17 protein-coding genes, 1 tRNA gene and 1 pseudogene are annotated in these 18,880 nt (G+C 72.6%); 14 read left to right on the top strand and 5 right to left on the bottom strand.

The annotated features are described in order from the left end of the window. Positions 1 to 7: 7 nt before the first annotated feature. From rph to rdgB, 3 genes are all read left to right on the top strand, one after another. Positions 8 to 733 (top strand): ribonuclease PH, encoded by a 726-nt coding sequence (gene rph / locus ACZ6Z8_RS26365; protein ID WP_402819861.1) that lies wholly within the window; start codon positions 8 to 10, stop codon positions 731 to 733. Between the two features lie 144 nt (positions 734 to 877). Beyond that, complete coding sequence (locus ACZ6Z8_RS26360) at positions 878 to 1,267, top strand: hypothetical protein (RefSeq protein WP_465612520.1); 390 nt, start codon at positions 878 to 880, stop codon at positions 1,265 to 1,267. 31 nt (positions 1,268 to 1,298) lie between these two features. Next, positions 1,299 to 1,904, top strand: a complete 606-nt coding sequence (rdgB, locus tag ACZ6Z8_RS26355; RefSeq protein ID WP_465612519.1) for an RdgB/HAM1 family non-canonical purine NTP pyrophosphatase — start codon at positions 1,299 to 1,301, stop codon at positions 1,902 to 1,904. 66 nt (positions 1,905 to 1,970) lie between these two features. Here rdgB and ACZ6Z8_RS26350 read toward each other — a convergent pair. Both ACZ6Z8_RS26350 and ACZ6Z8_RS26345 read right to left on the bottom strand, forming a co-directional pair. After that, positions 1,971 to 2,044 (bottom strand) — tRNA-Leu (locus ACZ6Z8_RS26350). Between the two features lie 64 nt (positions 2,045 to 2,108). After that, positions 2,109 to 2,282, bottom strand: a pseudogene (locus ACZ6Z8_RS26345) (HNH endonuclease); the annotation flags it as partial. Between the two features lie 212 nt (positions 2,283 to 2,494). Here ACZ6Z8_RS26345 and ACZ6Z8_RS26340 point away from each other — a divergent pair. Beyond that, positions 2,495 to 4,852 (top strand): chitinase C-terminal domain-containing protein, encoded by a 2,358-nt coding sequence (locus ACZ6Z8_RS26340; RefSeq protein WP_465612591.1) that lies wholly within the window; start codon positions 2,495 to 2,497, stop codon positions 4,850 to 4,852. Between the two features lie 110 nt (positions 4,853 to 4,962). On the opposite strand, the gene bcp is transcribed toward ACZ6Z8_RS26340, so the two are convergent. Next, positions 4,963 to 5,436 carry a thioredoxin-dependent thiol peroxidase gene (bcp, locus tag ACZ6Z8_RS26335; RefSeq protein WP_030284109.1) on the bottom strand — a complete coding sequence of 158 codons (474 nt, stop codon included), beginning with the start codon at positions 5,434 to 5,436 and terminating at the stop codon, positions 4,963 to 4,965. A 156-nt stretch (positions 5,437 to 5,592) separates the two neighbouring features. Between bcp and ACZ6Z8_RS26330 the strand changes: the two genes are divergently transcribed. Together ACZ6Z8_RS26330 and ACZ6Z8_RS26325 are read left to right on the top strand one after the other, a co-directional pair. Further along, positions 5,593 to 5,934, top strand: coding sequence for a DUF3618 domain-containing protein (locus ACZ6Z8_RS26330; protein WP_465612518.1), 342 nt, complete (start codon positions 5,593 to 5,595; stop codon positions 5,932 to 5,934). A gap of 188 nt (positions 5,935 to 6,122) precedes the next feature. Further along, positions 6,123 to 6,425 (top strand): GroES family chaperonin, encoded by a 303-nt coding sequence (locus tag ACZ6Z8_RS26325; protein WP_232543252.1) that lies wholly within the window; start codon positions 6,123 to 6,125, stop codon positions 6,423 to 6,425. Between the two features lie 106 nt (positions 6,426 to 6,531). Here ACZ6Z8_RS26325 and ACZ6Z8_RS26320 read toward each other — a convergent pair whose 3' ends face one another. After that, entirely contained in the window at positions 6,532 to 7,260 is a 729-nt protein-coding gene (locus ACZ6Z8_RS26320; RefSeq protein ID WP_465612517.1) for an SDR family oxidoreductase, read from the bottom strand. 127 nt (positions 7,261 to 7,387) lie between these two features. On the opposite strand from ACZ6Z8_RS26320, the gene ACZ6Z8_RS26315 reads away from it, so the two are divergent. Both ACZ6Z8_RS26315 and ACZ6Z8_RS26310 read left to right on the top strand, forming a co-directional pair. Next, the gene (locus ACZ6Z8_RS26315; RefSeq protein ID WP_465612516.1) at positions 7,388 to 8,278 is read left to right on the top strand and encodes a LysR family transcriptional regulator; all 891 of its coding nucleotides are present in this window, start codon (positions 7,388 to 7,390) and stop codon (positions 8,276 to 8,278) included. Positions 8,279 to 8,287: 9 nt separating this feature from the next. Then, positions 8,288 to 9,463, top strand: coding sequence for a winged helix DNA-binding domain-containing protein (locus tag ACZ6Z8_RS26310; protein ID WP_465612515.1), 1,176 nt, complete (start codon positions 8,288 to 8,290; stop codon positions 9,461 to 9,463). Between the two features lie 93 nt (positions 9,464 to 9,556). Here ACZ6Z8_RS26310 and ACZ6Z8_RS26305 read toward each other — a convergent pair whose 3' ends face one another. Continuing rightward, complete coding sequence (locus tag ACZ6Z8_RS26305) at positions 9,557 to 11,887, bottom strand: transglycosylase domain-containing protein (protein ID WP_465612514.1); 2,331 nt, start codon at positions 11,885 to 11,887, stop codon at positions 9,557 to 9,559. A 280-nt stretch (positions 11,888 to 12,167) separates the two neighbouring features. Between ACZ6Z8_RS26305 and ACZ6Z8_RS26300 the strand changes: the two genes are divergently transcribed. The 6 genes from ACZ6Z8_RS26300 to ACZ6Z8_RS26275 all read left to right on the top strand — a co-directional run bounded on the left by ACZ6Z8_RS26300 (position 12,168) and on the right by ACZ6Z8_RS26275 (position 18,747). Beyond that, positions 12,168 to 13,070: an ABC transporter permease gene (locus ACZ6Z8_RS26300; RefSeq protein WP_465612513.1), complete on the top strand. Its 903-nt coding sequence runs from the start codon at positions 12,168 to 12,170 to the stop codon at positions 13,068 to 13,070. A 55-nt stretch (positions 13,071 to 13,125) separates the two neighbouring features. Beyond that, the gene (locus ACZ6Z8_RS26295) at positions 13,126 to 13,965 is read left to right on the top strand and encodes an ABC transporter permease (RefSeq protein WP_465612590.1); all 840 of its coding nucleotides are present in this window, start codon (positions 13,126 to 13,128) and stop codon (positions 13,963 to 13,965) included. Positions 13,966 to 13,994: 29 nt separating this feature from the next. Continuing rightward, complete coding sequence (locus tag ACZ6Z8_RS26290) at positions 13,995 to 14,954, top strand: ABC transporter ATP-binding protein (protein WP_465612512.1); 960 nt, start codon at positions 13,995 to 13,997, stop codon at positions 14,952 to 14,954. A gap of 142 nt (positions 14,955 to 15,096) precedes the next feature. Then, complete coding sequence (locus tag ACZ6Z8_RS26285; protein ID WP_465612511.1) at positions 15,097 to 16,026, top strand: hypothetical protein; 930 nt, start codon at positions 15,097 to 15,099, stop codon at positions 16,024 to 16,026. A gap of 247 nt (positions 16,027 to 16,273) precedes the next feature. Further along, a complete protein-coding gene (locus tag ACZ6Z8_RS26280; protein WP_465612510.1) occupies positions 16,274 to 17,569 on the top strand; it encodes a DUF445 domain-containing protein in 1,296 nt (431 codons plus the stop codon). Between the two features lie 158 nt (positions 17,570 to 17,727). After that, a complete protein-coding gene (locus ACZ6Z8_RS26275; RefSeq protein WP_465612589.1) occupies positions 17,728 to 18,747 on the top strand; it encodes an adenosine deaminase in 1,020 nt (339 codons plus the stop codon). Positions 18,748 to 18,880: the final 133 nt, after the last annotated feature.

The following is an 18,880-nucleotide window of genomic DNA, read 5'->3' as shown; positions in this document are numbered from 1 at the left end:
AGTGGCTATGTCACGCATCGACGGCCGCACCCCCGACCAGCTCCGCCCCATCACCATCGAGCGGGGCTGGAGCAAGCACGCCGAAGGCTCCGTCCTGATCTCCTACGGCGACACCAAGGTGCTGTGCACCGCCAGCGTCACCGAAGGCGTCCCCCGCTGGCGCAAGGGCAGCGGCGAGGGCTGGGTCACCGCCGAGTACTCCATGCTCCCGCGCGCCACCAACACCCGCGGCGACCGCGAAGCCGTCAAGGGCCGCATCGGCGGCCGCACCCACGAGATCAGCCGGCTCATCGGCCGCTCCCTGCGCGCCGTCGTCGACCACCGCGCCCTCGCCGAGAACACCATCGTGCTCGACTGCGACGTCCTCCAGGCCGACGGCGGCACCCGCACCGCCGCCATCACCGGCGCCTACGTCGCCCTCGTCGACGCCGTCTCCTGGGCCCGCGACCGCAAGCTCCTCCGCGCCAAGGGCCAGCCCATCACCGGCGGCGTCAGCGCCGTCAGCGTCGGCATCATCGACGGCGTCCCCATGCTCGACCTCCAGTACGAGGAGGACGTCCGCGCCGAGACCGACATGAACATCGTCTGCACCGCCGACGGCCGCTTCGTCGAGGTCCAGGGCACCGCCGAAGGCGCCCCCTTCGACCGCGACCTCCTCAACCAGCTCCTCGACCTCGGCAGCCTCGGCTGCGCCGAACTCGACGAGATCCAGCGCAAGGCCCTGGAGGGCTGAACCCCCTCCCCGGACACCTGTGCGGACCGCTGTACACGCGCGGCCCACAGCCCGTACGGTTCCCGCAGCGCCCTCGCTGCGGGAACCGCGCACCCGGTGGCGCGCGTCCCTCCCCACGGAACCCCCGCCCACCAGGAGGACCGGATGCCGTCGAGCATCGCCCGCCCCGCCGCCCTCGCCGTGGCCGGACTCATCGCGATCCTCCCGCTCAGCATGGTCAGTTGCTCCGCCGCCCAGAAGGCCATCGACTGCGGCAACACCGCCGTCAAGGTCACCGGCGACATCGCCGACCTCACCAAGGCCTACGACAACTCCAGCAACGACTCGGCCGCCGCGGGCAAGGCGCTCCAGAAGCTCAGGAGCGACCTCGACCAGGTCGGCAAGAGCGCCAAGAACACCGACGTCGCCAAGGCCGTGACCGACCTCCAGAAGCAGGCCGACAAGGTCCAGCAGGCCGTCGACAACAAGCAGGCCCCCGACCTCAAGCCGCTCGGCGACGCGGCGGGCAACCTCACCTCGGTCTGCACCGGCTGATCCCCTCCGCGCGCTCGGTAGGGTGGGCGATATGTCCACCCGTCTGATCCTCGCCACCCGCAACCAGCACAAGGTCGCCGAACTGCGCGCCATCCTCGGCGACGCCGGCCTGGACGTCGAACTCGTCGGCGCCGACGCCTACCCCGAGATCCCGGACGTCCCCGAAACCGGTATCACCTTCGCCGAGAACGCCCTCCTCAAGGCCCACGCCCTCGCCCGCGCCACCGGCCTGCCCGCCGTCGCCGACGACTCCGGCCTCTGCGTGGACGTACTCAACGGCGCGCCCGGCATCTTCTCCGCCCGCTGGGCCGGCAAGCACGGCGACGACCTCGCCAACCTGGAACTGCTGCTCGCCCAGCTCTCCGACATCGCCGAACCCCACCGCGGCGCCCACTTCTTCTGCGCCGCCGCCCTCGCCCTGCCGGACGGCACCGAACGCGTCGTCGAGGGCCGCCTCCTCGGCACCCTGCGCACCACCCCGGCCGGCACCAACGGCTTCGGCTACGACCCGATCCTCCAGCCCCTCGGCGAGACGCGGACGTGCGCCGAGCTGACGGCCGAGGAGAAGAACACCATCAGCCACCGCGGCCAGGCCTTCCGCGCCCTCGCCCCGGTGGTGAAGGACCTCATCGGCTGACGGGCCGAAGGAACGACGGTGGCCCGTTGCCCTTCGATTCGAAGGGCAACGGGCCATTTCGCTGAGTACGCCCGGTGGGACTCGAACCCACGACATTGCGGACCTAAACCGCACCTCTCTACCAGCTGGAGTACGGGCGCACGTCAAAGCAAGCCTACCGTTAGGTGGATCCCGCTGCGGCCGCTTTCTCGAAATCGGACTGAGCTATGCGGCGACGTCCCTCCGGAGGCCGGTGCGGTTCATGTTCCGGCCGCAGTAGGTCGGCGTGATGGAGTGACAGTAGGGGCAGAGCAGGCGGAGGTTCTCCCGCCGGCTATCCGGCCAGTCGCCGTTGATGTGGTCGACCTCCAGGGTCCTCGGGTGTCCGAGCAGTCCGGGGTTTGGGAAGTGTTTGCCAATTGGTACAGACCTATTGACCTGCGTGGTCCAGACCACATAGCTTCGGCGCCAATTGAATCCCCCACGTGCGTGCTCTCCCCACGGGCGCGTGCCGACACTCTCTCCTGGAGGACCGAGTGTTGATCCGAAAGAGCTCCGCCGCCCGGGCGGGTAGGGCCTCGTTGGCGGCGGCGGCGTTGGCCGGGCTGGTGATGGCGACGCTGGGCGCGGTGCCCTCGCAGGCGTCGGCGGCGGTCGACAACGCGGCGTGCCGGCCGGACGGGCTGTACCGGACGCCGGGGGTGGACGTCCCGTACTGCTCGGTCTACGACACCGCCGGGCGGGAGAAGATGGGCGCGGACCACCAGCGCCGCATCATCGGGTACTTCACCGGCTGGCGCACCGGCAGGAACGGCGACCAGCCGTACCTGGTGAGCGACGTCCCCTGGGACAAGGTCACCCACCTCAACTACGCCTTCGGGCACGTCGGCGGGGACAACAAGCTCTCGGTCGGCGCGGACGGCCCGACCAACGAGGCCACCGGGATCTCCTTCCCGGGGGTGCCGGGCGCGGAGCTGGACCCGACACTGCCGTACAAGGGCCACTTCAACCTGCTGACGAAGTTCAAGAAGCAGTACCCGAACGTCAAGACCCTGATCTCGGTGGGCGGTTGGACGGAGACCGGCGGCTACTTCGGGGACGACGGCAAGCGCGTCGACTCCGGTGGCTTCTACTCGATGACGGTCAACCCGGACGGCAGCGTCAACCAGGCCGGCATCGACACCTTCGCCGCCTCCTCCGTCGACTTCGTCCGCAGGTACGGCTTCAACGGCGTCGACATCGACTACGAGTACCCGACCTCGATGAAGGACGCCGGCAACCCGCTGGACTGGCAGCTGGCCAACTCCAAGCGCGGCTCGCTGGCCAAGGGGTACGCGGCGCTGATGAAGACCCTGCGGGAGAGCCTGGACAGGGCGGGCGCCGCCGACGGCAGGCACTACCTGCTGTCGGTCGCGGCGCCCTCCTCGGGCTACCTGCTGCGCGGCATGGAGACCTTCCAGGTGGCCCAGTACCTGGACTACGTCAACATCATGTCGTACGACCTGCACGGCGCCTGGAACAAGTACGTCGGCCCGAACGCCTCGCTCTACGACGACGGCAGAGACGGCGAGTTGGCGGCCGCCAACGTGTACGGCACCGGACAGTACGGCGGTATCGGCTACCTCAACGCCGACTGGTCGTACCACTACTTCCGCGGCGCGATGCCGGGCGGGCGGATCAACGTCGGCCTGCCGTACTACACCCGTGGTTTCAAGAACGTCCAGGGCGGCACCAACGGTCTGTGGGGCTCCGCCGCCGCGACCGCCTGCCCGGCCGGCTCCGGGCTGACCGCCTGCGGTGACGGCGCGGTCGGCATCGACAACATCTGGAACGACAAGGACGACGCGGGCAAGGAGTCCCCGGCCGGGTCGAACCCGATGTGGCACGCCAAGAACCTGGAGAAGGGCATCCTGCCCGACTACCTGGCCAGGTACGGCGTGGCCGACACCGCGCTGCAGGGCAGCTACACCCGCAACTACAGCAGTTCGCTGGTGGCGCCGTGGCTGTGGAACGACGCCAAGAAGGTGTTCCTGTCCACCGAGGACGAGCAGTCGGTGGGCGCCAAGGCGGACTACATCGTCAACCAGGGCGCCGGCGGCGCGATGATCTGGGAGCTCGCGGGCGACTACCGGTGGGACGCCACCGCCAACGGCGGCAAGGGCGAGTACGTCCCCGGCTCGACGCTGACCTCGCTGATGTACGACAGGTTCAAGGCGGCGAGCCCGTACGGCGCGACCCGCTCGACCGTCCCGCTGCCGCAGCAGACCCTGCCGATCGACGTGTCGTTCACCAACTTCGCGCTGGGCGACTCCAACTACCCGATCAACCCGAAGCTGCACATCGTCAACAACTCGACGCTGACCCTGCCGGGCGGCACCGAGTTCCAGTTCGACTACAGCAACTCGGCCCCGGGCAACGCCAAGGACCAGTCCGGCTTCGGGCTGCAGGTGATCCGGCAGGACAATCCGGGCCCGGGCAACGCGGGCGGGCTGAAGGGCACCTACAACCGGGTGTCGGTCAAGCTGCCGGGCTGGCAGTCGCTGGCGCCGGGGGCCTCGGTGGACATGGACTTCGTCTACTACCTGCCGGTGTCCACTCCGTCGAACTGGACGGTCAACGTGGGCGGGACGCTGTACGGGATCAAGGGCGACCTGACCCGGGGCGCGGTGGACGGCGGTACGCCGACGCCGACTCCGACCCTGACGCCGACTCCGACCCTGACGCCGACTCCGACGGGCACCCCCACCGGGACGCCCAGCCCGACCGCGACCCCGACGCCGACCGCGACGCCGACCCCGACCTCGGGCACCTGCACGGCCGCCCCCGGCTGGGACGCGGGGAGCACCTACGCGACGCCGACCAAGGTGTCCTGGAAGGGCCGCTACTACCAGAACAAGTGGTGGACCAAGGGCGACGACCCGGCCGCCGGCGGCGCCTGGGGCGTCTGGAGCGACCTCGGTGCCTGCTGAGCCTGACGGCGGCGGCGGTCACCGGAGGTGAGGAACGGCGGTGGCGGCACACCCGGTCGGGGGGTGGGCCGCCACCGCTGCGTTCGCCGCGAGAGGGAGGAAGGAAGGGGTCAGGCCTCGACCTTGAGGTCGCGCAGCAGCTTGGCGACGTGCCCGGTGGCCTTGACGTTGTACAGCGCGCGCTCGACCTTGCCCTGCTCGTCCACGACGATCGTGGAGCGGATCACGCCCTGGTAGGTGCGGCCGTAGTTCTGCTTCTCGCCGTAGGCGGCGTACGCCTCCAGCACCTGGTGGTCCGGGTCGGAGAGCAGGGTGACCTTGAGGTCCTCCTTCTCGCGGAACTTGCCGAGCTTCTCCGGCTGGTCGGGAGAGATGCCGATGACGTCGTAGCCGGCGCCGGCGAAGACCTCCAGGTTGTCGGTGAAGTCGCAGGCCTGCTTGGTGCAGCCGGGGGTGAGGGCGGCCGGGTAGAAGTAGACGATGACCTTGCGGCCCAGGTGGTCGGCGAGGGAGACCTGGTTGCCGTCGGCGTCGGACAGGCTGAAGGCGGGCGCGGTGTCGCCGGGCTGGAGGCGCTCAGTCACGGTCGTATTCTCCTGGAGGCTGGGACGGACGGTCGTACCACGGCAAACTTACCCCCGTTGGTGGGTGGGGCCGCGCGTCCGTGCCCGGCAGCTGACAGACTGGGCTGGTCGCACAGGACGACAGGACGACATCGGCAAGTGAATGGGGTGGCCCGAGTGGGCGGTGCGAGCACGCAGGACAAGCCGGAGCGGACGGCTGCGCAGATCGAGGCGGACATCGAGCGCACCCGCGACCGGCTCGCGGCGAACCTGGACGAGCTGGCCGTGCGGGTCCACCCGAGCACCATCTCCGCCCAGGTCAAGGCGAAGGCGATGGCCACCGTCGAGGAGAAGACGGCCAAGGCGTACGTGGCCGCGAACGGCCTGGTCGAGAAGGTCAGGGCGCAGTTCGTGGACGAGCAGGGGCAGCCGCGCAAGGAGCGGATCGTCCCGGCGGCGCTGGTCGGCGTCGGCCTGGTGGTGCTGATCGCCTCGTCCCGCAAGCGCCGCAAGGACTGAGCCGTGGTTCCGGAGGACCGGACCGCCGTCGGGCGGGGCCGGTCCTTCCGCATGCCGGGCCAGCGTCACACCGGGCGCGCCGGGGCGGTACCTTCGGGATCGTGAGTACGAACGACAACCCGACGCATTCCGACCACGAGCACGAGACCGCGCGGCACGACCGGCTGGGCGAGAAGCTGCCGATCCGGATGCTGCACGACCGCGTGCTGGTGCGCATCGAGGGCAGCGAGGGCGAGCGCCGCTCGACCGGCGGCATCCTGATCCCGGCGACCGCGGAGCTGTCCAAGCGTTGTACCTGGGCCGAGGCCGTGGCGGTGGGCCAGAGCGTGCGTTCCGTGGAGCCCGGTGACCGGGTGCTGTACGACCCGGAGGACAAGCTGGAGGTGGAGGTCCGCGGCGCCACCTACGTCCTGCTGCGCGAGCGTGACCTGCACGCGGTGGCGGCGAGCCGCTTCGGTGACACGGAGGGCTCGACCGGCCTGTACCTGTGACCGTGACGGGTCCGTCGGCCGGGATGCGGCCGGCGGGCCCGTTCGGCGTGGTCGAGTTCGGGCCCGTTCGCCGTGGTCGGGTTCGCCGCGGTCGGGTTCGCCGTGGTCAGGCCAGGAGGGTGCCGCCGTCGACGGTGATCACCGTGCCGGTGGCGGAGCGCTGGTTCATCAGGTGGACGTACGACTCGGCGACCTCCTCGGGTTCGGCGATCCGGCCGAGCGGGAGGGTGTCGGCGATCCCGGCGAACAGTTGCTCGCGGTCGGGCTCCGGGAGGCCGGACCAGAGCGGGGTGCGGACCATGCCGGCCCGGACGGCGTTGACCCGGATCGGGGCGAGTTCCACGGCCAGGGCCCGGACCAGGCCCTCGATGGCGCCGCAGATGCTGGCGGCGATGCTCCAGCCGGGGCTGGGGCGCAGGCCGGCGGTGCCGGAGGTGAGGGTCACGGAGCCGCCGGGGCGCAGGCGGGGGACGGCGGCGCGGACGGCGTCGAGGGCGCCGAAGTAGCGCAGGGTGAAGAAGTCGCGGGCGGCGTCGAGGTCGAGGGCGTCGATCGTGGCCAGGGTGAGCGGTTCGCCGGCCGTGAAGACGAGGTGGTCGATCGGGCCGAGGCGGTCGAAGAGGGCGCTGACCTGCCGGCTGTCGGTGAGGTCGGCGGTCTCGGCGGTGGTGCCGGCGGGCAGGGTGGCGAGGGCGCGTTCGGTGCTGGCGGCGCGGCTGGAGACGACGGTGACCCGGGCGCCGTGGTCGGCGGCGAGGGCGGCGGTGGCGAAGCCGATGCCGGAGGTGCCGCCGAGGACGACGACGCGCCGGTCCTTGAGGGGTGCGGTGGGCATGGTCGTGGTGCCTTTCGTGGTCGGTGCGGGGTCGTTCCGATCCTGCGCCGGGGTTCGCGGTGGCGTCCAAGACCTGTTCGGTCGGCTGTCATACCCTCGGGGTATCAGGCTGTTCTCGGGGGTGGCGGTGGACGTCGATCTGCGGAAGCTGCGCTACTTCGTGGCGGTGGCGCGGGAGTTGCACTTCGGACGGGCGGCGGCGGAGCTGCACATCGCGCAGCCCGTGCTGTCGCGGCAGATCCGGGCGTTGGAGGCGGAGTTCGGGGCGCGGTTGTTCCGGCGGGACCGCCGGTCCACCGAACTGACCGAGGTGGGGCGGCAGTTGCTGGAGGACGCGCCGCCGTTGCTGGCGGCGGCGGAGGCGTTGCGGCGCCGGGTGCTCAGGGCGGAGGGCGGCGCGGGGCGGTTCGTGGTGGGGTTCATGCCCGGGATCGCGGTGACGGCGGCGGTGCGGGCGCTGCGGGAGCGGCATCCGGGGCTGGCGGTGGAGGTGGTGCGGACCTCGTGGGCGGAGCAGGCGCGGGTGGTGCTGGACGGGCGGGCGGACGTCTCCTTCGTGCGGTTGCCGGTGGAGCCGCGGGGTCTGGTGGTGCGCCCGTTGTACGCCGAGCCGCGGGTGGCGGCGTTGCCGGTCGGGCACCGGCTGGCGGGTGAAGTGTCGGTCGCCATGGGTGAGTTGGCGGGCGAGCGGCTGTTGCAGGATCCGGTGGTGGTGCCGGAGTGGCGGGGTGGTCCGGGTTCGGCCGGGCCGCGGGCGGAGACGGTCGAGGAGAAGCTGGAGTACGTGGCGGCGGGGGAGGGGACGGTGGTGCTGCCCTTGTCGGTGGCGGCGTTCTACACCCGGGCGGACGTGGTGCACGTGCCGGTCTCGGACATCGCGCCGAACCGGGTGGGGCTGGTCTGGGCGGCCGGGCGGGAGGCTCCGTTGCCGGTCGAGTTCGCGGGGTTGGCGGCGGAGCTGGTGGAGGCGGGAGGTGGTGTCCCGGGGTTCGCCGGTTCTGTCGGTGGCAGCCGCTAGGGTCCGGGCATGAGTGTCCCGGTGATCGGTGATGGTGAGCGGCGGGCCCGGTTGGGGCGTCGGCAGCTGTTGGCGCCCTCGGTGCGGGCGGCGCGGGTGGAGGACGTGGCCGACGCGGTGGTCGGGCTGCACGCGACGGACGCGGCGACGGTGTACCTGTCGGCCTGTGCGCGGCTGGCGGAGCCCGCGGCGGCGGAGGTGGACCGGGCGCTGTACGGGGACGTCTCGCTGGTGAAGCTGCTGTCGATGCGGCGGACGATCTTCGCGGTGACGGAGGGGCTGGCCCCGTACGTGAGCGCGGCCGCGGCGCGGGCGATCGCGGCGAAGGAGCGGGCGACGCTGCTGAAGCACCTGCGGGACCACGCCGAGGGCTGGGACGCGGCCCGGCTGGCGCAGACGGAGCGCGAGGTGCTGGCCGCGCTGGCCGTGCGCGGGGAGGCGACGACCAAGGAACTCGGCGAGGACGTCCCGCAGTTGCGCGAGACGATGCTGATGTCGGCGGGCAAGGCGTACGAGGCGAAGCAGAGCGTGGGCAGCCGGCTGCTGCGGCTGCTGGCCTCGGACGGGCACGTGCGCCGGTGCCGTCCGCGCGGGTCCTGGTTGAGCAGCAGTTATCCGTGGGCGCTGGTGCCGCAGTGGTCGGACGTGCCGGTGCGGGAGGCCAAGGCGGAGGTGGTGCGGCGCTGGCTGGCGGCGTACGGTCCGGGCACGGTCGAGGACGTGAAGTGGTGGACGGGCTGGACGCTGGGGGACGTCCGGACGGCGCTGGCGGACGTGGGGGCGCGGGGCGTGGCGCTGGCGGACGGCGCGGCGGCGCTGGTGCTGCCGGGGGACGAGGAGCCGGTGGCGGCCCCGGAGCCGTGGGCGGCGCTGCTGCCGGCGCTGGATCCGGCGGTGATGGGCTGGCGCGGGCGGGACTGGTACCTGCGGCCGGAGGACGTGCCGGCGCTGTTCGACCGGGCGGGCAACGCCGGGCCGACGGTGTGGTGGTGCGGGGAGGTGGTCGGCGGCTGGGCGCAGCGGTCGGACGGCGAACTGGTGTGGCGGCTGTTCCGGGATGTCGGGGCGGAGGCGGAGCGGGCGGTCGGGGCGGAGGCGGGGCGGTTGGCGGCGTGGCTGGGTGAGGTGCGGGTGACGCCGCGCTTCCGGACGCCGCTGGAGCGGGAGTTGACCGCCAAGGGGTAGCGGCGGCGGGCGGGTCGGCCGCGAGTCGTCGGCGGAGCGGGCCCTGCCGTGGGCCGCGCCGCCCGCTCCTCGGCCGGTGGCCCTGCCGCCCGCTCATCGGCCCGGGGCCGGGGCGACCGCCGTGCCGCTGGGGCCGGCGGTGGCGGTGGGCGGTTCGCTGGGCCGGGCGGGTCGGGTCTGGGTGGGCCTGCTGCTGGGGCTGGGCTGTTCCTGGCTGGGGGTGGGCTGGGGGTTCTGCGGGGTGGGGGTGACCGGGCCGGGGCCGGGGCCGGGGCCGGGCTGTTCGGTGGCGGCGGGGGCGCTGGGGGCGTGGCTGGGGGTGGTGGCGGGGGCGCCGGTGCCGGTGGTGGTGGGGCCGGCGCTGGGGGAGCTGCTGGTGGGGGCGCCGGTGGTGGGCCAGCTGTCGGGGCCGGGGTCGGTGCGGCCGGTCTGCAGGTCGAACTGCTGGGTGGGGGTGCCGCCGAGGGCGGCGGTCATGTAGTCGGTCCAGATCTTGGTGGGGAAGGCGCCGCCGTTGATCCGGGTGAGGCCGGCGGTGCCGGCCAGCGGTTCCTTGGCGTGGCTCTTCGGGTTCTCGCGGAACAGGCCGACGGTGGTGGCGAGTTCGGGGGTGTAGCCGGCGAACCAGGCGGAGAGGTTGGCGTCGGTGGTGCCGGTCTTGCCGGCGGCGGGGCGGCCGAGGGCGAGGGCGGCGGCGCCGGTGCCGCGCGGGCTGACGACGTCGCGCAGCACGTCGGTGACGTTGTCGGCGACGTTGCGGCCGACGGCGTCGGTGGCCTTGTGGTCGGGCATCTTGGGGACGTCGACGGCGCCGCCGGGGTTGACGCGTTCGAGCTTCTGGACGGACCAGGGGGTGTGGGCCTGGCCGTGGTTGGCGAGGGTGGCGTAGGCGCCGGCCAGGTCGAGGGCGCTGGGGGTGGCGGTGCCGAGGGTCATGGAGGTGTTGGCCGGGTCCATGCCGCGGACGCTGTCGGGGATGCCGAGTTTGACGGCGGTGTCGCGGACGCGGGCGAGTCCGGCGTCGACGCCTTCCTGGGCGTAGACGGAGTTGACGGACTTGACCATGGCGTAGCGCAGGGTGATGTTGCCGTAGTCGACGTCGTCCTCGTTGGGGGGCGCGTAGGGGGTGGGGCCGCCGGTGACGGGGCGTTCGCTGGTGCCGTCGTAGCGGGTCTCGGTGGTGATGGGGCGGCCGTCGACGGTGTGCTGGGCGATCAGGCCGGCCGCGAGGTCGATCGGCTTGAAGGTGGAGCCGATCTGGTTGTCCTGGCGCAGGGCGTCGTTGAAGGGCTGCTTGGCGTAGTCGGGGCCGCCGTAGACGGCGACGACGCGGCCGGTGGCGGGGTCGACGGAGGCGCCGGCGACCCGGACGTCGGTGTCGGTGGTGGGGCGGGCCTTGGGGTCGAGTTCGCCGGTGAGTTCGTCCTGGACGGCCTTGACGAAGGCGTCCTGCCTGGGCTTGTCGAAGGTGGTGGTGATCCGCCAGCCGCCGGCCTTGAGGGTGGCGGCGTCGATGGTGCCGGAGGAGATGAGGTAGTCGTCGGCGACGCCGACCAGGTAGCCGGCCTGGCCGGCGAGGCCGGTGGCGGGCTGGGGGTCGATGGGCTCGGGGAAGGTGGTGGCGTTGCGGTCGGCGGTGGTCAGGAAGCCGAGCTGGACCATGCCGTCGAGGGCGTAGTTCCAGCGGGCGACGGCCTTCTCGCGGTTGGCGGGGGTGGCGGTCTTGACGTCGTAGAGGCTGGGGGCCTGGAGCAGGGAGGCGAGGTAGGCGCCCTGGCCGAGGGTGAGCTGGGAGACGTCGACGCCGTAGTAGGCGTGGGCGGCGCTCTGGATGCCGTAGGCGCCGCGGCCGAAGTAGCTGCTGTTGAGGTAGCCGGCGAGGATCTCGTTCTTGCTGCGCTGCTGGTCGACCTTGAGGGCGATGAAGAGTTCGCGGCCCTTGCGCTCGAAGGTCTGGTCCTGGGTCAGGTAGTAGTTCTTGACGTACTGCTGGGTGATGGTGGAGCCGCCCTGCATGCCCTTGCCGAGCAGGGTGTTCCAGCCGGCCCGGAGCATGCCCTTCAGGTCGATGCCGCGGTTCTGGTAGAAGGTGCGGTCCTCGGCGGAGACGACGGCCTGCTGGGTCTGCAGCGGGATCTGGTCGATGGTGACGTCGGTGCGGTTGACGGCGCCGGTGCGGGCGATCTCGGTGGTGCCGTCGGCGTAGAGGTAGATGTTGTTCTGGGCGACGGCGTGGGCGTTGGGGTCGGGCACCGGGACGATGACGTAGAGCACGGCGAAGGCGCCGACGGCGAGCAGCAGCAGCGCGGTGAGGGTGCCGAGGGTGATTCGCCAGGTGGGCAGCATCCGGCGCCAGAGGGGGAGGGCGCGGCGGGCTTCGCGGCGGGCGGCCCGTTTGGCCTGGCGGCGGGTGCTCAAGGTCATGACGGGATTATCTGCTATTTGACGCGGGTTCAGCGGCGGCCGGGGGTCTGAGGTGCGCGGTTGTGCGGGCGGTGCCGTGCGCCCTGGGGTGCGTCGGAAATCCGGGTGCGGGCGGTGGGGTCCGGCGGTACGGTGAAAGGTGCAAATCGCATAGTGCACCGACTTCTGACAGCTCCGCCCGTCCGCCCGGTACCCCCGGGTTCGGCCGGTCGGAGCCGCTGGGGCGTGCGCGGACGGCTGCGGGCAGCCGTCCGCCCTTATTTGTCGACAAGGAGACAATATGCAGAACGCTGCGCTCGTCGGGGCGAGGCCCCCTGATACCTCCGGTGGATCCGCGCCCGGGTCCGCCGCCGGCGGGCCGGCCGCCGGGCTGTACGCCGCCTTCGCCCTGTACGCCGCCGTCGCCCGCGGCGCCTTCCGCCGCTACTCCACCTACCGGGCCGCCACGCTGGCCGGCGCCTTCACCAACACCGTCTTCGGCATCATCCTGGCCTCCTCCTTCCTCGCCCTCTGGCAGGCCCGCCCCCACCTCGGCGGCTACGACCAGAGCCAGGCCGTCACCTACATCTGGGTCAGCCAGGGCCTGCTGGTCACCGTCGCCGTCTGGGGCGGCGGCTTCCAGGACGACCTCCAGGACCGCTTCCGCAGCGGCGACATCGCCGTCGACCTCTACCGCCCGGTCGACTTCCAGTGCTGGTGGCTGGCCACGGACCTCGGCCGGGCCGGCTTCCAGGCGCTGGTCCGCGGCACCGTGCCGATGCTGGTCGGCGCGCTGGTGTTCCGCACCCGGATGCCCGAACACCCGCTGACCTGGGTGTTCTTCCTGCTCTCCGTCCTGCTCGCGGTGCTGGCCAGCTTCGGGCTGCGGTTCCTGGTCTCGATCACCGGTTTCTGGCTGCACGACTCGGAGGGGGTGCGCGCGGTGATGCTGGTGGTTTCGATGTTCTTCTCCGGGATGCTGCTGCCGATCGCGCTCTTCCCCGGCCGGCTCGGCGACCTCGCCCCGCTGCTGCCCTGGGCGGCGCTGGTCAAGGTGCCGACCGACGTCTTCCTGGAGCGGGCGGCCGGGGCCGGGCTGCTCCCCGCGCTGGGCTTCCAGCTCGGCTGGGCGGCCGTGCTGCTGCTCGCCGGGCGGGGCGCGCAGTGGCTGGCCACCCGTCGGGTGGTGGTGCAGGGTGGCTGAGTCGTTCTCCGCCGAGCCGTCCGCCGCCGAGTCGTTCGCCCCGGAGCCGTTCGTCCTGGAGCCGTTCGCCGCCGAGTCGTTCCTCGTCCGGACCTCCTGGGCGGTCCGCTCCTGGTGGCTGTGCGCCCGGATGTGGATGCGCTCGACGATGGCCTACCGGGCCTCCTTCCTCCTGAACCTGCTGGCCAGCCTGGCCACCCATTCCCTCGACTTCGTCGTCCTGGTGATCATGTTCCAGCACACCGACCGGCTCGGCGGCTGGAGCCTGCCGGAGATCGCCTTCCTCTACGCCACCGCGACCTTCTCCCTCGGCATGGCCAACCTGCTGGTCGGCTCGGCCGACGGCCTCGGTGCGCGGATCGTGAGCGGATCGCTGGACACCATGCTGATCCGCCCCGCCCCGGCGCTCTCCCAGCTGTGCGCCGAACGCTTCAGCCTGCGCCGGCTCGGCCGCCCGCTCCAGGCCGTGATCGTGCTCGGCTGGTCACTGACCACCCTGGACGTGCACTGGACCTGGGACCGGGTGCTGCTGGTGCCGGTCCTGCTGGTGTGCGGCAGCGTCATCTTCGGCGCCATCTACGTCGGCGGTGCCACCGTCCAGTTCTGGTGGGGCGAGTCCAAGGAGATCCAGAACTCCTTCACCTACGGCGGCGCGACCCTGCTCCACTACCCGCCGACCATCTTCGCCAAGGAACTGGTCGCCGGGGTGGTCTTCGGCGTCCCGCTGGCCTTCGTCAACTGGCTGCCCAGCCTGCGCATCCTCGACCGGCCCGACCCGCTCGGGCTGCCCACCGCCTTCCAGTACGCCTCCCCGGTCGCCGCCGTGCTGTGCGTCGCCGCCGCCGGGACGGCCTGGCGGGCCGGACTGCGCGCCTACCGCGGCGCCGGCAGCTGAACACCCTTCTCTCCGCAAGGAAGGCCGACATGGCACTGATCGAACTCCAGGACGTCCACCGCACCTTCACCGTGCGCGCCCGCACCGGCCGGTTCAGCCGGGTCAGGCGCGAGGTGCGCGCGGTGGACGGGCTCAGCTTCACCGTCGAGGCCGGCGAGTGCGTCGGCTACATCGGCCCCAACGGCGCCGGCAAGTCGACCACCATCAAGATGCTCACCGGCATCCTCGTCCCCAGCTCCGGCCGGCTGCGCGTCGCCGGGGTCGACCCGGCCCGCGAACGCGTCGCGCTGGCCCGCCGGATCGGCGTCGTCTTCGGCCAGCGCACCACCCTGTGGTGGGACCTCCCGCTGCGCGACTCCTTCGAACTCGCCCGCCGGATCTACCGGATCCCCGACCGGCGCTACCGCGAGAACCTCGGGCGCTGCGTCGAACTACTGGACCTGGCGGGCCTGTTGGACACCCCCGTCCGGCAGCTCTCACTCGGGCAGCGGATGCGCGGCGACCTCGCGGCCGCACTGCTGCACGACCCCCAGGTGCTCTACCTGGACGAGCCGACCATCGGCCTGGACGTGGTCAGCAAGGGCAAGGTGCGTGAGTTCCTGCGCGAGGTCAACCGCGACCGCGGCACCACGGTGCTGCTCACCACCCACGACCTCACCGACATCGAACAGCTCTGCGACCGGGTGATGGTGATCGACCACGGCCGGGTCGTCCACGACGGCGGACTGGACGGGCTGCACGCCGCCGGGCGCAGTGAGCGGACCCTGGTGGTCGACCTGGCCGAGGCCCGGCCGCCGATCGAGGTGGCGGGGGCGCGGGTGGTGAAGGTCGAGGGGCCGCGCCAGTGGTTGGCGTTCCCGGCACAGGACAGCGCGGCGCCGATCGTCGCGGAGGTCGCGGCGCGGTACCCGCTGGTGGACCTCTCGGTGCGCGAGCCGGCCATCGAGGACGTGATCGCGCGGATGTACGCGAAGGTCGCGATCGGGTAGGGCCGGTCGGTGCGGGGTGCAGGGTGCGGGGTGCGCGTCCGGATCCGGCCACCCGTACGGGGAGGGCACGTGACTCCCCGGCGGGCGGCCGAGTTGACGGGGCGAGGTCCTGTTCGACCGCAGCCCGGAGGCGCGCCGCCCGATGCCCGTACCCGACGTGAGCGTGGTGGTCGCGGTCCACAACGCCATTCCGCACCTCACCGCCTGCCTGGACTCGCTGGTCGGGCAGTCCCTGGCGCCGGGGCGGCTGGTCACGGCCGCCGACGCCGAGTCGGTCGGCTTCACCGACCCGGCGTCGGCCTGGGCGCCGGCCGGCATCGAGCCGCTCCGGCCCGACCTCGTCCGGTGCCACGGGCTGCTCGGAGACGAGGGGGCGCAGGCCTTCCCGGACCATCCGTTCGCCCCGGAGGCCTGCCCGCGGGCGGGCCGGCTGTCCGTCCTGTCGGACTGCGACTGCTCCTTCCTGGTGCTGCGCGAGGACCGGGGCAACGCCACCGGGCGGGCCTCGGTGCTGGACCGGCTGCGCGGGATCGCCGCACTGCAGCAGGTCGCCGACGAACTGGCCGATCCGGGCGAGGAGTTGGACGCCGTCCGGGTCCGCAGCTTCGCCTGGGACGTGCCCCGGCTGCTCCAGGCCGGCTTCCTGCTGCTGGACGACGGTCTGCAGCGGCGGGTGTGCGCCGAGGTCGGCCGACTGGTCGAGCGGTTCGGCGCCCGCGAGGTGTACCACCGGCTGCCCGTCTCCGAGCGGCTGCGCCTCGAACTGGCGGTCGCCGGGCGGCCGGAGGCGCTGCGCGACCAGATCCGCTACGAGGCCGCGCACGGCGAACCGCCGGTGGTGGTCGACGGTCGGCGGCACTACGCGGGCTACCCGGCGTTCCGGGACGCCCGGCTCCGCCTGCCGGACGAGCTGTTCCTGCTGCGCGAGGAGCCGCCGTTCGAGGCCGCTCCGCCGCTCAACCCCGCCCAGCAGTTGTGGCGCGGCGTCGTCCCGGAGCAGCTGCGGCGCGGGCTGCGGCGCCATCCGGGGTGGCGCCGGCTCGCCAACTCGGTGAACGGAGGCCGGGGATGACCGGCCGGTCGGCCGCCCGGTCGGCTGCCCGGTCGGCCGCCGAGAAGGCCCTGACGGCCGTTCCTCCGGGAGGAGGGTTCCTGCGTGGCGCTCAAGCGGGTGGCCGCCGAGGGCCCGGCCGCGCGCCACCACCGACACCACTCGCCCGGGGCGTGCGGTTGCCGACAACGGCGTGCGGTCGCGGGTCGGCGCGGGGTGACCGCGGGGCACGCCCCCATCCGCGCCGGGCACCGGGCAGACTGGCGGGGTGAGTGACGAAGCCTTCAGCGGGACCGGCCCCGGAGTCCGGTTCACCGCGGCCGACGAGCAGAAGAGACGCGGCGTCCGCCGGATGAAGACCATCGCGACCGGCCTGCTGGCCTTCGCGACCCTGGTCTTCGCCCTCTCCACCTGGGCGAAGGCGGCCGGCGCCGGCGCCTGGGCCGGGTACGTGGCGGCCGCCGCCGAGGCGGGCATGGTCGGCGCGCTGGCCGACTGGTTCGCGGTGACGGCGCTGTTCCGCCGTCCGTTCGGTCTGCCGATCCCGCACACCGCGATCATCCCGACCAAGAAGGACGCCTTCGGACGCTCGCTCGGCGAGTTCGTCGGCGACAACTTCCTGGCCGGCCACGTGGTGCGCGGCCGGCTCGCCGCGCTCGGCGTCGGCCGTCGGCTGGGGGAGTGGCTGGCCGCGCCGGGCAGCGCCGAGCGGGTCACCAAGGAGGCCTCGGCGGCGCTGCGCGGCCTGCTCGCGGTGCTGCGCGACGACGACGTGCGGGCGGTGGTCGCCGAGGCGGTGACCAGGCGGGCCGCCGCCACCTCGGTGGCCGAGCCGATGGGCCGGATGCTGGGCAAGGTGGTCGCGGACGGCGGGCACCACGGGGTGGTGGACCTGGTCGCCGTCCGGGCGCACGGCTGGCTGACCGCCAACCACGAGGACGTGGTCCGGAAGGTCACCCAGAAGACCCCGGGCTGGACGCCCAAGTTCCTCGACCACCAGGTCGGCGAGCGGGTCTACAAGGAACTGATGCGCTTCGTCACCGACATCCGGGACGATCCCGAGCACCCGGCCCGCGGCGCGATCGACAACTTCCTCGCCGACTTCGCCGCCGAGTTGCAGACCGACCCGGAGACCATCGCGCGGGTCGAGCGGGCCAAGGTCGAGATACTGGCCCGCCCCGAGGTGCAGGACCTGATCAACTCCACCTGGGCGGCCGTGCGCACCCTGGTGATGGGCGCGGCGGAGGACGAGGACAGCGAACTGCGCCGGCGCATCCGCGACGGCGTGCACCGCTTCGGCGAGCGCCTGGCCACCGACGCCAAGCTCCAGGCCAAGGTGGACGGCTGGCTGCAGGACGCCGCGCAGTACCTGGTCGACACCTACCGGGCCGAGATCACCTCGCTGATCTCCGAGACGGTGGCGGGCTGGGACGCCGACGAGGCCTCGCACAAGATCGAGGCCAACGTCGGGCGGGACCTGCAGTTCATCCGGATCAACGGCACCGTGGTCGGCGCGCTGGCCGGGCTGCTGATCCACACCGTCGCGGTCGCGCTCGGGGGGTGACCTCGGGCCCGGCGGCCCGGGGTTGCGCCTATCCTTGGCCGATGTTCGCGGTACGCGCGTAGAGGCGCGGAGCAGAAGGAGAGGGAACCACCGTGGTCCAGCCGGACGGAAGTCGGATCGGAAGCCCCACTGGCAGCGGCAGCGCCGCTGACCGGAGCATCGAGGCGTTCATCGCCGGGATGCCCAAGGCGGAACTGCACGTGCACCACGTCGGCTCGGCCTCGCCGCGCATCGTCGCCGACCTGGCCGCCCGGCACGCCGGGAACTCCAAGGTGCCGACGGACCCGGCGGCGCTCGCCGAGTACTTCACCTTCACCGACTTCGCGCACTTCATCGAGGTCTACCTGAGCGTGGTGGACCTGGTCCGCGACGCCGAGGACGTCCGCGCGCTCACCTACGGCGTGGCCGAGGACATGGCCCGGCAGAACATCCGGTACGCCGAGCTGACCCTCACCCCGTACTCCTCGGTAAGGCGCGGCATCCCCGACGTGGCCTACATGGAGGCGATCGAGGACGCCCGGCTGCGCGCCGAGAAGGACCTCGGCGTCGTGCTGCGCTGGTGCTTCGACATCCCCGGCGAGGCCGGGCTGGAGGCGGCCGAGGTCACGGCCCGCCTCGCCACCGAGCTGGCCCCCGAGGGCCTGGTCAGCTTCGGCCTGGGCGGTCCCGAGATCGGCGTGCCGCGCCCGCAGTTCAAGCCGTACTTCGACCGGGCGCGGGCGGCCGGCCTGCGCTCCGTCCCGCACGCCGGTGAGACCACCGGTCCGGAGACGGTCTGGGACGCGATCCGCGAGCTCGGCGCCGAGCGCATCGGGCACGGCACCCAGGCGGTGAAGGACCCGGCGCTGCTCGACCACCTGGGCGAGCACCGCATCCCGCTGGAGGTCTGCCCGACCTCCAACATCGCCACCCGGGCGGTCGAGCGGATCGAGGACCACCCGATCAAGCGGATGGTGGACGCCGGGCTGCTGGTCACGGTCAACAGCGACGATCCGCCGATGTTCGGCACCGACCTCAACACCGAGTACGCGGTGGCGGCGCGCCTGCTGGGGCTGGACGAGACCGGCGTGGCGGCGCTGGCCCGCAACGCGGTCGAGGCCTCGTTCCTGGAGCAGGCGGGCAAGGCGCGGCTGGTCGGGGAGATCGACTCCTACCTGGCGGGCTGGCAGCAGGGCTGAGCTCTCCGCAGGTCAACCGCCCCGTCGACCCAGGTCGGCGGGGCGGTTCCGTTCGTGGGGCCGACCCGTTTCAGGCCGTGGCGCCAAAGTGGTGCCACAAACGACTCGACATGGCACCACGGCTGTGCCATGC

The organism is Kitasatospora sp. NPDC101108 (genome assembly GCF_055584725.1).
This window is presented reverse-complemented; position numbering and strand designations above follow the sequence as displayed.